This is a genomic window from Staphylococcus sp. FSL W8-0271 (genome assembly GCF_038006605.1).
Taxonomy (GTDB): domain Bacteria; phylum Bacillota; class Bacilli; order Staphylococcales; family Staphylococcaceae; genus Staphylococcus; species Staphylococcus cohnii.
This window is the reverse complement of the sequence record NZ_JBBOVM010000001.1, coordinates 1135668-1148192: the sequence shown is the minus strand read 5'-3', so window position 1 is coordinate 1148192 and position 12525 is coordinate 1135668. Positions and strand designations below refer to the sequence as shown.

Below are 12525 nucleotides of genomic sequence, written 5' to 3'. Positions count from 1 at the left end.
AATATGAAAATATATAATTTTTAATTTGATTTGTGATAAACTTTAATTAGAATAGAATTAAGGAGGGATGGAATAATGTTTAAAAATATTTTACTAGGTGTTGATACAACACTTAAAAATGAAAAAGCACTTAAAGAAGTTTCTAAATTAGCTGGCGAAGATACTGTTGTAACAATTCTTAATGCAATCAGTGAGCAAGATGCACAAGCATCGATTAAATCTGGTGTTCATTTAGATAAGCTTGTTGAAAAACGTAGTAAAGGGTTAGAAAGCACTCGAAATACGCTCGATGAATATGGCATCAAATATGATGAAATCATTGTACGTGGTAATGCCAAAGAACAATTGGTAAAAGAAGCAAATAGTGGTAAATATGAAATAGTTGTCCTCAGTAACCGTCGTGCCGAAGAAAAGAAAAAATTCGTACTAGGTAGTGTGAGTCACAAAGTTGCTAAAAGAGCAAGCATCCCTGTGCTAATAGTAAAATAGTACAACGGTTTAATAACTGGGAAAATCATCTCATTGCAACAATTAGTTCAATTCCATAAAAAACAAAGTAAACGCCAATTTCTACTATGATGTTAGTGAAATTGGCGTTTACATTTTATGTGTAAGCTGTTTATATCGCAATCACTTTAAAGTTGAACTGCGTCTCCTGGATTTAATATCTGTACTTCACCTTCTGAAACAGCTGACTTGAAGTCGTCTGGATTTTGTTTGATTAAGTCAAATGTATTGTAGTGAATTGGTATTGTAATTTTAGGTTTAATGAACTGATTAATTGCAAAACTAGCATCATCAATGCCCATTGTGAAATTATCACCAATTGGAATAAAACAAATGTCAACTGGATGACGTTCGGCAATTAATTTCATGTCACCAAATAATCCTGTATCACCAGTATGATAAATCGTCTTGCCTTCTATTTCTAAAATTAGCCCCATCGGCATACCTAAATATACGGGAATACCATTGTCGTCAGTCAAGCTAGAACTATGAAACGCTTGTACAAACTTAACCGTTCCAAAATCAAATTCTGCTTTACCACCAATATTCATAGGTCTAACATTTTCAACGTTTTTAGTAGTCGTTAAATAATCACCTAATTCTGCTGAACCAATAACTGTTGCGTGATTTCGATTTGCTAATTCAATCGTATCACCAAAATGATCTCCATGACCATGTGTCAAAATAATATAATCAACTTCTAAAGTTTCAGCATCTAAATCGGATAAATCGTTGCCCGTAATAAATGGATCAACAATTACTTTTTTGCCATTCGCTTCAAAATAAATCGTTGATTGTCCATGAAAAGATAATTTCATATCGATAATTCCTCCCATAAAACTATTTATTTTATATATACCACAATTATTAATAGTTATAACACGCTTTTAACAAAATACGTGCTTATATATGATAATTCTTTTAATAATTTTAGCAATATATCTTATTTCAACATATTATTTTTGAATTCCTTACACAACTAACTTAAAATTAATATAATCATATATTTAGGAGGCAGTAAAATGAAGTTACAACAAGTTATAGAATCATTAAAATCACAACAAGCTGACGCAGCATGGATTACTACCCCATTGAACATCTTTTATTTCACAGGCTATTTAAGTGATCCTCATGAACGTTTACTAGCATTATTAATCAAAGAAAATGGCGATCAAGTCCTATTTTGTCCACAATTAGAAGTCGAAGAAGTAAAGGCTTCACCATTTGATGGTGAAATCATTGGTTACCTTGATACAGAAAATGCATTAGATAAGTATCCCTTTACTTTCAATAAAATGTTAGTTGAAGCGGCACATTTAACTGTGCAACGTCAACGTGAATTAATCGCAGCTTTTGATGTAAAAGCGTTCGGTGATATTGATCAAACAATAAAGTCACTACGTAATGTTAAAAGTGACTCTGAAATTGCTAAAATTCGTAAAGCATGTGAACTTGCAGATAAATGTATTGAAATTGGTGCAAGTTTCTTAAAAGAAGGTGTGACAGAACGACAAGTTGTTAATCACATTGAATATGAAATCAAAGCGTATGGCGTAAATGAAATGAGCTTTGATACGATGGTCCTCTTCGGTGATCATGCAGCGTCACCACATGGTATACCTGGTGAACGTCAATTACAAAATAATGAATTCGTATTATTTGATTTAGGTGTCATTTATGAAAATTATTGTAGTGATATGACAAGAACAATTAAATTTGGACAACCTAGCTCAGATGCTCAAAACATATACGATATCGTATTAAAAGCTGAACAAGAGGCAATCGCTGCAATTAAACCTGGTGTAAAAATTAAAGATATAGACGCTATTGCCCGAGGTATTATTACAGATGCTGGATACGGAGACTATTTCCCTCATCGACTAGGGCATGGTCTTGGATTAGAAGAGCATGAATATCAAGATGTTTCTAGTACAAATGCAAATGAATTTGTACCAGGGATGGTTGTAACTGTTGAACCTGGCATCTATGTGCCTGGTGTAGCTGGTGTCCGTATTGAAGATGATATTCTCGTAACTGAAAATGGAAATGAAAGTTTGACAGGTTACGAAAAATGATCAAAGAAGCCGTAGTTGAAACAATCCAACAAGTTGAATATGCAATTGAAAATGGCGCAGATCGTGTTGAATTGTGTGATCATTTACATGTCGGAGGAACCACGCCAAGTATAGGAATGGTTGAAATTGCTACTGAAATTTGCAAAGCAAACGACGTAGAAATTGCTGTCATGATTCGTCCACGCGGTGGCGATTTTGTATATAGCCTATATGACTTTGAAATTATGCAGCGAGATATTAAAGCAATTAAATCATTTGATATTGATTATTTTGTATTCGGTTGTTTAACAGATGATAACACATTGAATGAATGGCAAATGAAAACATTAAAACAACTAGCATCGCCGATACCTGTTGTTTGTCATATGGCGTTTGATGAAATACATTTAGAAGGTCAAGTAAAAGCATTACACAAATTAATTGAACTTGGGTTTAGTAGATTACTCACACATGGGGGTCCGGCTGACACCAATATTTTTGACAATTTAAATCAACTTGGTAAATTGGTCGTGAATTCAGGAGGAAAGATTGAAATCATGCCTGGTGGCGGTTTAACAAAATCTAATGTTCAAGAACTCATTACTGCATTTCCTTTTCAAGAGGTACATGGTACAAAAATTGTATAACAATAGCATATATACTTTGTGAAAATTTCAATATATAATGGCAACACAATTTCCATAAGACCATTGACAATCCACTTTATAATGCTCTTCACTTAAGTAATTGTTTTAATACAAATATCAAATTTTATATTATATTTTAAAAGCTTATTACGCGTGCACTAAATTTTAATAAATCGTATTAAAACTGAATTTAAAAACTGGTAACCTCTACTATATGGAAGAGATTACCAGTTTTTGTTTGTTATTTTTTATTATTTTAGAGTGCTTTCAACGTTAGAATATGGTAAATTCAAAGCTTTACCAACACCTTTATTGGTTAATACGCCATTAATAGTATTTAAACCTAATGATAAAGGTTCATTATCTTGTAATGCTTTTAAATAACCTTTTCCCGCAATTTGTAATGCATAAGGTAACGTTGCATTATTTAATGCAATAGTAGAAGTACGTGGTACTGCACCAGGCATATTAGCCACAGCATAATGTACAACGCCATGTTTTTTATATGTTGGATCGTCATGTGTTGAAATACGGTCAGTCGTTTCGAAAATACCACCTTGGTCTATAGCAATATCAACGATTACCGAACCGTCTTTCATGGATTTTACCATGTCTTCAGTAACTAGGTTTGGTGCTTTGGCACCAGGAATTAATACCGCACCGATGACTAAGTCACTATTTTTAACACATTCTTCAATATTTAATGGATTAGACATAATTGTGTGTACACGGCCATCAAATAAATCTTCAAGCTCTTGTAAACGCTTAGGGTTAACATCTAAAATTGTTACATCGGCACCTAAACCTAATGCAATTTTAGCAGCATTTGTACCGGCTTGACCGCCGCCGATAATCGTTACGCGACCTTTAGCTACGCCAGGTACACCACCAAGTAAAATACCCATACCGCCTTTATATTTTTGTAAAAATTCAGCACCAATTTGTGCAGACATACGCCCTGCCACTTCACTCATCGGCGTTAATAATGGTAATGTTTTATCTTGCAATTGAACTGTTTCATAAGCAATACCTATTACTTTATTATCTAATAAAGCTTGTGTGAGTTTCTTTTCATTTGCTAAATGTAAATAAGTAAATAGTATTAACCCTTCCTTAAAATATTGGAACTCTTCTTCTAATGGTTCTTTAACTTTCATAACCATATCAACGTTCCATACTTCAGCCGGTACATCACCAATTTTAGCTCCAGCTGTAATATAATCTTCGTCTTCAAAATATGAACCTAAACCAGCAGATTTTTCAACAATAACTGAGTGACCTTGTTCTACTAATGCATGTACGCCACTTGGTGATAAACTCACCCTATTTTCATTGTTTTTAATCTCTTTCGGAATACCTATTATCATTTTATCCACCTCCAAATTTATAGTAACGCGTATTATATGAAAGCGCAATCATAGTTTAGGGTATTTTTACAACATGTATTAAGGCGAATTATGTTAATATTCTGTAAATAGTGGTATAATATAAGCAAGAAGATGAAGGAGGTAATTGTGATGCTAACGTATAAAAATATTTTAATCGCAGTCGATGGATCACATGAAGCTGAATGGGCATTTAATAAAGCTGTAGAAGTTGCAAAACGTAATGATTCAAAACTAACAATCGTAAATGTTATTGATTCAAGAACTTACTCTTCTTATGAAGTTTATGATGCGCAATTTACTGAAAAATCAAAAAACTTCTCTGATGATTTATTAAAAGGTTATAAAGAAGTGGCTACGAATGCTGGTGTTACTGAAGTTGAAACGAGACTAGAATTTGGTTCACCGAAAGCAATCATACCTAAAAAATTAGCTGCTGATGTTGATGCAGATTTAATTATGTGTGGTACATCAGGTTTAAACGCAGTTGAAAGATTTATCGTAGGTTCTGTATCAGAAGCGATTGTGCGTCACTCTCCTTGTGACGTGTTGGTCGTACGTACAGAAGAACTTCCTGAAGATTTCCAACCACAGGTAGCTACAGATGAATTTAGATCCAAGTATCAAGCACATTAACGTTAAAGTACAACTTATTTAATAAAGACATTCAGCTATAGAAAAAAGATAGTTTTACACTGTATATCGTGTAAAACTATCTTTTTTGCTTAATCATCTTCACATCGCCTGTTTAGTTGTTAAGAAATTGTTATATCATCCTTAAATGAGCTTCATATCAAATATGTAAAATAGAATTAAGGCATACCATAAAGGAGTAAATGATATGAACCAATTTAAGAGAATGATGATGGTTAGTTTATCTATTAGTGCTTTTTTTATTTCTGCGTCAACACATACATATGCTTATAACGATGATGTAAAAAATGAAAAAACGGCTTCTCAATTAAAATATATTGACACAAAAACCATCCCTTATAATAAATCATTCAAAAATACAAAAATAGGCGGTCTTTCTGGTATTTCTTATGATGCTAAGTCCAAAAAGTGGCTAATGATTAGCGACGACCGCTCAGAAGAAAATCCTGCTAGGTTTTATGAAGCTCAAATCAATTACAATAAACATAAATTTAACAAAGTGAAATTCACGCAAATGCACTTTTTAACACAACCCAATGGCACAAAATATCCAAGTAAGACATCATTTAAGAAGCACCAACATGATGTTGTAGCTGACCCTGAGTCGATAAGAATTGACCCTTTAAATCATAAACGTCTGCTTTATACAAGTGAAGGCGATCGCGAACTTGGTTTCAATCCATTTATAAGGACAGCTGCTAGAAATGGCACATTTATTAGTAATCTCCAAATCCATACCCCTATTAAAATGGGACATCAGAATAAACATGGATTTAGAAATAACCTTGCGTTAGAAGGTAGCAGTTTTTCCGAAAATGGTAAGTATATTTGGACTTCTATGGAAGCACCTTTACTTCAAGATGATCAATTACCAACCATAAAATCAAGCGCTAAAACACGCCTAACAAAATATAATCGTCAAGGTGATGTTATTTCAGAAAAGCCTTATAATCTAGATCCAATTTCAAAAAAACCAGGAAAAAACAAAGATGCTGAAAATGGAATAGCTGAAATTTTAACATTGAATAAAAAGGAATTACTTGTACTTGAGCGTGCCAGTGTTCAAGATAAAAATAACAATTTCAAAAATTATATACGTATTTATAAAATTGATAGCACAAGCGGAACAGATACTAAAAATATCAAATCACTGCAAAAGAACCATGTTACACCTGTTAAAAAACAATTAATTGCAAATCTTAATGCGCAAGACATCGGACATATTGACAACATAGAAGGTATGTCTTTTGGTCCAAAATTGCCAAATGGTCACGACAGTTTAGTTCTTATATCAGATAATAACTTTAATCAAAAACAACAAACGAACCTTACTGCATTTGAAATAAAACCTTAAGAATTGCAAAAAACAGCTTTTATTTTTGGAATTTATATATGTCTATTTAAATTAAAGGTAACTAGGCAGATAACATATAAATTATAGAGATTTTGCATCGTGCTGACGCCCGGGGAAATGATATGGACGAGAGACTACAGGCTCGAGCCATATCCCCAGGCAAGCATGCACGATCAAAATCGTAATATTTCAAATATAAATAGGGCCAATCCACATTAAGGATTGGCCCTATTATTTATAAGCTAGATATTTATATCATAGATTTTAATTTTTAAACATTGTTTTATATCTTAAACTATGTCATAACCTATCGTGCATTTTAAACTATCATACTTTTGATTTCAAATTTATTCAAGATTACCAAATTTAACTACATCACGTGCAATCATTACCTCTTCATTTGTAGGAATAACAATAACTTTTACAGGAGAATGTGGATAGTTAATGAAACCTTCTTCACCATGAATTGCTTCATTTTTCTTAGCATCCCAATAAACACCCATAAATTCTAAACCTTCTAAAACTTTTGCTCTAACAGGGTCAGAGTTCTCACCTACGCCTGCAGTAAAGATAATTACATCTACGCCGTGCATACGTGTCGCATAAGAACCAATATATTTATGAATTCTTGATGCAAATACATCTAATGCTAATTGCGCACGTTCTTTACCTGCTTTTGCTTCATCAATAATATCTCTTAAATCACTTGAAGTACCAGAAATACCTAACAAACCAGATTCCTTATTTAATGTATTCAGAACTTCTTCAGCATTTTTTCCAGTTTTTTCCATAATAAATGGTATTAGGGCAGGGTCAATATTCCCTGAACGCGTACCCATAGTAACACCAGCTAGTGGTGTGAATCCCATAGAAGTATCAACAGATTCTCCACCATCAATTGCAGCAATAGATGCTCCGTTACCGATATGACATGAAATCATGCGTAATTCTTCGATCGGTTTGCCTAAAATTTCAGCAGCGCGTTGTGATACATATTTATGACTTGTTCCGTGGAATCCGTATTTACGAATACCATAATCTTCATAATATTGGTATGGTAAGCTGTATAAATAAGATTTCTCTGGCATTGTTTGATGGAATGAAGTATCAAAAATAGCTACATGTGGAATTTCTGGTAATAATTTGCGAAAAGCACGAATGCCCATTAAATTTGCAGGGTTGTGTAATGGTGCTAGTTCACTTAATGACTCAATTTGTTCCTCAACTTCATCTGTAACATATACTGAATTTGGGAATAATTCGCCACCATGTACGACACGATGACCTGTGCCATCGATATCATAAATGCTATCAATCACACCATGTTTTTTGAAGCTTTCCAACATAATATTAACCGCTTGTTCGTGGTCTGCAATATCTAAAGTTGATTTGTGTTTTTCTTCGCCTACCTCAATAGTAAATACAGAATCTTTTAATCCAATACGTTCAATAAGTCCTTTAGTAATAATTTTTTCTTCCGGCATTTCAATAAGTTGAAATTTCAATGATGAACTACCAGCGTTAATAGCCAAAATTAATTTTGACATAGCATAATGCCTCCAATTTAAATTAAGTTTTTTTATATCCATATCTATTTAATCATTAATACAGTAAGAATTCAAGAATATTACAGTTTAATTTTCAGGATGATTTTCCATCATCCAAGCATTTAAATCTTGTAAAAAACCTTGAAATTGTTGAGGGCTTTTGAAATCAGGTATATTAGCTAACAGAACCTCTACAGGCTTTGTTACATTAGTTTCTTTTTTCTGTAGAATGAGTATCGATTTACGCGCTTTTTCATTTTTAAACAGTGTAGATGGCAAGTTTAGAAAAGCTTGCATTTCTGTTTCTGTTGCAATGAAATTTTGTAACTGTTTCACATTCGTACCTTCAAATAAATTACTAGGTACTACTAAAAACGCATAACCTGATGCTTTTAATGCAGTTACTGCTTGTTCAATTAATAAATAGTGAGAAAAACTATGTCCTTCTTCAAAACCTAAATCCATTTCTTTACTTCTATCATCCACTGGATAATATCCTATTGGTAAATCACCAATCACAACATCTGCGTCTTCAAAAGGAAGTGGCATGATAGCATCTTGGGGATAAACATCAAATGGAATTTCTAAAAAGTTTGCCAAATGTACACTTACACGCGATAATACTGGATCGACTTCAACAAGATGATGCATAACTGTATGTTCAGTTAATACTTCATGTACAGAAGCGCTCAAATGTCCAGCCCCACTCGCAATATCTGCGACATGAAATGCTTCTTTGTTTTTTAAAAAACGCTCGGCAAGGAAACCTAGAATCATTCCAATTGAATCAGGAGTAATTTGATGATTTGCTTGAATATCTTCTTTTTGCATTAAATTTAAATAAGCAAATTGAAATGCTTTACGTCTATCTTGTAACGTAGCTTGTTCCAGCAATGATCTTTGATTCGTATAAATATTTTCCATTGCAAGACCTAAATTTTCTATGAAACTTTGACCATTCTCTTCATTTAAAGATTTGGTTTTTTCATCAAGTGCCTTAAATAATTGTTCCATTACTGTTTCTTCTTGTGCCATTTAAAAGTCCTTTCTAAAAAAACTGCCCATAATTTAATTGAAACTAAGTCAGTACCCTAACTTATATTACCAAATAATTATGGACAGTTTAATTTATAATGTCAACGATACTGTTTTATGAGTTTTACTAGTATAATCATGTGACAATATTATATAATTTATAGACTACGATAAGCTTCTAATGCAGCATCAAAGTCTGGGAAATTTGTGCCTTCAGAAACAATTTCAGTATAAACAACTTTATTGTTTTTATCTAAAACGAAAACAGAACGTGCTAATAAACGTAATTCTTCCATAACAACACCGTACGTTTTACCAAAAGATAAGTTTCTGTGATCACTCAATGTGATTACATTTTCTAATCCATTTGACGCACACCATCTTTTTTGTGCAAATGGTAAGTCTGCTGAAATTGTTAAAACTACACCATCTTCTTTAGCAGCTTCTTCATTAAATTTACGTGTTTGTTGGTCACAAACACCTGTATCTATAGACGGAACAACGCTAATTAATTTTTTTTGTCCGTCATAAGTTTCTAAATTAACTTCATTTAAATCATTATCTAAAACAGTAAAATCTGGCGCATATTCTCCTTTTTTTACTTGTGAACCGTATAGTGTTACTGGTTCTTGTTTGAATGTAATTTGTGCCATGTTGCACGCCTCCTATTAAATAGTTCTTACTACAATAGTATACCCATCTATTGTCTCAAAATAAACTCATAGATTACTAAAGTTTACTTTTATTTTTTTAAATAAAATAATTTTTCGAATTTATTTCTGATTACGACCGTGTCAGCGAAGATATCATGAATACCTCTGTGTTTATTTGTAAACAAAGTAACTAAGTAAGGTAAATTAAATAACACGCCATTTATAATACGTCCAATCCACTCTCTAAATAATACATCTGACCATGTAAGGGATTGACGATCTATCCGTTCTACCCGAATATTACAAATCATTTTACCTATCGTTTGTTTGAAAAATTTGGTTAATAATACAAAGTATAGATAAAATACCAGCGCATCTAAAAGATGACCTAGGCTAAAATATTCAATCCATAACTTAATTTCATCTATATGTGTAAAATGATATATCGGTTTCAATATCAGTCCACGTATACCAAATATAATGAGTAAATCAATAATAAAACTCCAAAACCTTATACCAAAACCTGCATATACAGACTGTGCTAATTGTTTTTGATACATTGCTTCTATATCAGATTTATCATTTTCTGGAGTTGTTTGTAATGTTTGTTCATTTGTATACTGCTCCATTTTATACACCTAACCTTTATATAGATACATAGGTTCAGCTTCTGTATCATTGCTTATAATTGATTTCAAATCACTTAATTCATTTTTGAATTGATCTAGTGTTGATTTAGTTGAATAAATAGAACTAAACCAGCCTTCGTCTGCACTATATTTAAACACTTCTGCATCCTTTGCTTTTATGTCATTCTTAAGTGCTTTTAACGCATTATCATTATAACCAATTTCATCAATCAGTCCGTTCTTTTCAGCTTGTTGTGCACTATAAATACGTCCATCAGCTAACTTTTCAACCTTTTTCTCTGGCATATCTCTACCTTCTGCAACAATATTAATAAATCTTTGATAACTATCATCTAATACAGATTGCAGGATATCTTTTTCCTCATTAGTCATTTCTCGAGAGCTACTCATAATGTCTTTATGCTCACCTGATTTAATGACATTTTCCTTAATGCCTAGTTTTTCTTGTAATCCAGAATAATCAACATTTGACATAATAACGCCAATGGACCCAGTAGTAGATTGAGGGCCAGCATATATTTTATCGGCAGGGGCTGAAATATAATATCCACCAGATGCAGCCATCGCATCCATATGTACATAAACTTTTTTATGTTTTTGTTTTATTTCTTCAATTTTTTTATAAATTTCATCACTTGGGTATGTACCTCCGCCAGGTGTATTAACGGTTAATAAAACACCTTTTATCGAGCTATCTTTTTTCACTTTATCCAACTGTTTGAGAAATGCTTCATGATTATAACCAGAGCTTCCAAACAATCCTTCACCAGTACCTTCACTAATTTCACCATTTAAAGTTAGGTGTACAATGCGTTTTGAACTGTCACCTTCTGATTCTACCGTTTCAGTAAAAGGATCCATTTCTGACATGCCATCTTCACTAAAAAGCGAAGATATCACAGTAGATATCGAACTCATAACAATACCACCAAGCACGATTATTACGGCAAGTACTATTGCTATTATTCTCTTTTTCGACATAACGTATTCACTCCCAGAATATTTTTTCAATCGTTCCAAATACAATTTAAACATAATCAATTAAACAATGTATACCTTTATAAGAAAAATAAAATAAGAGGAAGATCTGAGTGGTATAGAAAACTAATCGTTTTAAAATGAAAAAAGCTGAGACATTTTTGTCTCAGCAACATACACACACCCGAATACCATTGAAGTATTACAGTTTTATTTTTAATGTAATCAATTGATTAATTGCATAATATAATCGTAAGCATTTTTAATAATCAAAATAGCAGTTACTACGATAAATAAAGTTTTTACATAACTGACACCTTTTTTAATTGCGAAAGTCGCCCCAACATACGATCCGCAAATCATACTTACTGCCATAATCAAACCATAAAAATAGTCAACTTGATCTAATATCATAAACAAAATTAAAGCACCTAAGTTAGAAGCAAAATTTAATACTTTTGCATTGCCAGCAGCACCTAAAAAATCAAAACCGAACATAAGTAGAATAAAAAGCATAAATGAGCCAGTGCCGCCACCTAAAAAACCATCATAAAATCCAATGAGCGACATAATACTTACAAATAAAATTGCTTTACCAAATGTCAATTTTGTATATGTACGTACATTGCCCCAATCTTTTTTCACCAATGTATAAATCATGACTAACGTCAAAATAATGATAACCAGTGGTTTTAAAAGCTCGGCGGGTAGAAATGTGGCTACACTCGCGCCACAAATTGCCAAAATAAATACAAATGGAAATAACTTTCCTACTATCTTCAAATCGACATTACCCGATCTCAAGAAACGAAATGCACTTGTAAGTGAACCAAATGAACTTGCTAATTTATTTGTACCCAAAGCGACAGCTGGTGGCATACCTACAGCTAATAATGCCGGAATAGAAATTAAACCGCCGCCACCTACAACAGCATCAATAAACGCTGCTAAAAACCCTAGAAGTATAATTATAAGAACGATCGAAATATCCCAATCTAGCATAATTCCATCCCCTGTCTGTTTTATTCTTATGTCTGATTAGCTAATGTTGTTTGTATGGA

General features: G+C 32.7%; 13 protein-coding genes. 5 read left to right on the top strand and 8 right to left on the bottom strand.

The genetic code is table 11. The annotated features are described in order from the left end of the window. The first annotated feature begins 75 nt into the window (after nucleotides 1–75). A complete protein-coding gene (locus NST87_RS05715) occupies nucleotides 76–489 on the top strand; it encodes a universal stress protein (RefSeq protein ID WP_019468615.1) in 414 nt (137 codons plus the stop codon). 146 nt (nucleotides 490–635) lie between these two features. Here NST87_RS05715 and NST87_RS05710 read toward each other — a convergent pair whose 3' ends face one another. Further along, entirely contained in the window at nucleotides 636–1325 is a 690-nt protein-coding gene (locus NST87_RS05710) for a metal-dependent hydrolase (RefSeq protein WP_040030004.1), read from the bottom strand. Nucleotides 1326–1529: 204 nt separating this feature from the next. Here NST87_RS05710 and NST87_RS05705 point away from each other — a divergent pair, with 204 nt between their 5' ends. Continuing rightward, nucleotides 1530–2582 (top strand): M24 family metallopeptidase, encoded by a 1053-nt coding sequence (locus NST87_RS05705; protein ID WP_019468613.1) that lies wholly within the window; start codon nucleotides 1530–1532, stop codon nucleotides 2580–2582. After that, nucleotides 2579–3208, top strand: coding sequence for a copper homeostasis protein CutC (locus NST87_RS05700; protein WP_019468612.1), 630 nt, complete (start codon nucleotides 2579–2581; stop codon nucleotides 3206–3208). Before NST87_RS05705 ends, NST87_RS05700 begins: the two co-directional genes overlap by 4 nt. Before the next feature lie 251 nt (nucleotides 3209–3459). On the opposite strand, the gene ald is transcribed toward NST87_RS05700, so the two are convergent. Further along, complete coding sequence (gene ald, locus NST87_RS05695; protein WP_019468611.1) at nucleotides 3460–4575, bottom strand: alanine dehydrogenase; 1116 nt, start codon at nucleotides 4573–4575, stop codon at nucleotides 3460–3462. 150 nt (nucleotides 4576–4725) lie between these two features. On the opposite strand from ald, the gene NST87_RS05690 reads away from it, so the two are divergent. Then, entirely contained in the window at nucleotides 4726–5229 is a 504-nt protein-coding gene (locus tag NST87_RS05690) for a universal stress protein (RefSeq protein ID WP_019468610.1), read from the top strand. A 205-nt stretch (nucleotides 5230–5434) separates the two neighbouring features. Further along, nucleotides 5435–6601, top strand: coding sequence for an esterase-like activity of phytase family protein (locus NST87_RS05685; RefSeq protein WP_019468609.1), 1167 nt, complete (start codon nucleotides 5435–5437; stop codon nucleotides 6599–6601). Between the two features lie 347 nt (nucleotides 6602–6948). Here the strand turns inward: NST87_RS05685 and NST87_RS05680 are convergent, their stop codons facing one another. The 6 genes from NST87_RS05680 to NST87_RS05655 all read right to left on the bottom strand — a co-directional run bounded on the left by NST87_RS05680 (nucleotide 6949) and on the right by NST87_RS05655 (nucleotide 12466). Next, a complete protein-coding gene (locus NST87_RS05680; RefSeq protein WP_340721393.1) occupies nucleotides 6949–8148 on the bottom strand; it encodes an acetate kinase in 1200 nt (399 codons plus the stop codon). A gap of 87 nt (nucleotides 8149–8235) precedes the next feature. Continuing rightward, nucleotides 8236–9183: a class I SAM-dependent methyltransferase gene (locus tag NST87_RS05675; RefSeq protein ID WP_019468607.1), complete on the bottom strand. Its 948-nt coding sequence runs from the start codon at nucleotides 9181–9183 to the stop codon at nucleotides 8236–8238. A gap of 158 nt (nucleotides 9184–9341) precedes the next feature. Then, nucleotides 9342–9836: a thiol peroxidase gene (tpx, locus tag NST87_RS05670; protein WP_019468606.1), complete on the bottom strand. Its 495-nt coding sequence runs from the start codon at nucleotides 9834–9836 to the stop codon at nucleotides 9342–9344. 89 nt (nucleotides 9837–9925) lie between these two features. Further along, nucleotides 9926–10465, bottom strand: a complete 540-nt coding sequence (locus NST87_RS05665; protein WP_019468605.1) for an RDD family protein — start codon at nucleotides 10463–10465, stop codon at nucleotides 9926–9928. A gap of 9 nt (nucleotides 10466–10474) precedes the next feature. After that, nucleotides 10475–11467, bottom strand: coding sequence for a signal peptide peptidase SppA (sppA, locus tag NST87_RS05660; protein WP_019468604.1), 993 nt, complete (start codon nucleotides 11465–11467; stop codon nucleotides 10475–10477). 222 nt (nucleotides 11468–11689) lie between these two features. After that, a complete protein-coding gene (locus tag NST87_RS05655) occupies nucleotides 11690–12466 on the bottom strand; it encodes a sulfite exporter TauE/SafE family protein (RefSeq protein ID WP_019468603.1) in 777 nt (258 codons plus the stop codon). Nucleotides 12467–12525 lie beyond the last annotated feature (59 nt).

Excerpts from the sequence above, each read along its gene's own strand:
- NST87_RS05685 (WP_019468609.1), top strand. The coding sequence starts at position 5,435 with ATGAACCAATTTAAGAGAATGATGATGGTTAGTTTATCTATTAGTGCT.
- NST87_RS05715 (WP_019468615.1), top strand. The coding sequence starts at position 76 with ATGTTTAAAAATATTTTACTAGGTGTTGATACAACACTTAAAAATGAA.
- sppA (WP_019468604.1), bottom strand. The coding sequence starts at position 11,467 with ATGTCGAAAAAGAGAATAATAGCAATAGTACTTGCCGTAATAATCGTG.
- NST87_RS05690 (WP_019468610.1), top strand. The coding sequence starts at position 4,726 with ATGCTAACGTATAAAAATATTTTAATCGCAGTCGATGGATCACATGAA.
- NST87_RS05680 (WP_340721393.1), bottom strand. The coding sequence starts at position 8,148 with ATGTCAAAATTAATTTTGGCTATTAACGCTGGTAGTTCATCATTGAAA.
- tpx (WP_019468606.1), bottom strand. The coding sequence starts at position 9,836 with ATGGCACAAATTACATTCAAACAAGAACCAGTAACACTATACGGTTCA.
- NST87_RS05675 (WP_019468607.1), bottom strand. The coding sequence starts at position 9,183 with ATGGCACAAGAAGAAACAGTAATGGAACAATTATTTAAGGCACTTGAT.
- NST87_RS05655 (WP_019468603.1), bottom strand. The coding sequence starts at position 12,466 with ATGCTAGATTGGGATATTTCGATCGTTCTTATAATTATACTTCTAGGG.
- NST87_RS05705 (WP_019468613.1), top strand. The coding sequence starts at position 1,530 with ATGAAGTTACAACAAGTTATAGAATCATTAAAATCACAACAAGCTGAC.
- NST87_RS05710 (WP_040030004.1), bottom strand. The coding sequence starts at position 1,325 with ATGAAATTATCTTTTCATGGACAATCAACGATTTATTTTGAAGCGAAT.
- ald (WP_019468611.1), bottom strand. The coding sequence starts at position 4,575 with ATGATAATAGGTATTCCGAAAGAGATTAAAAACAATGAAAATAGGGTG.
- NST87_RS05700 (WP_019468612.1), top strand. The coding sequence starts at position 2,579 with ATGATCAAAGAAGCCGTAGTTGAAACAATCCAACAAGTTGAATATGCA.
- NST87_RS05665 (WP_019468605.1), bottom strand. The coding sequence starts at position 10,465 with ATGGAGCAGTATACAAATGAACAAACATTACAAACAACTCCAGAAAAT.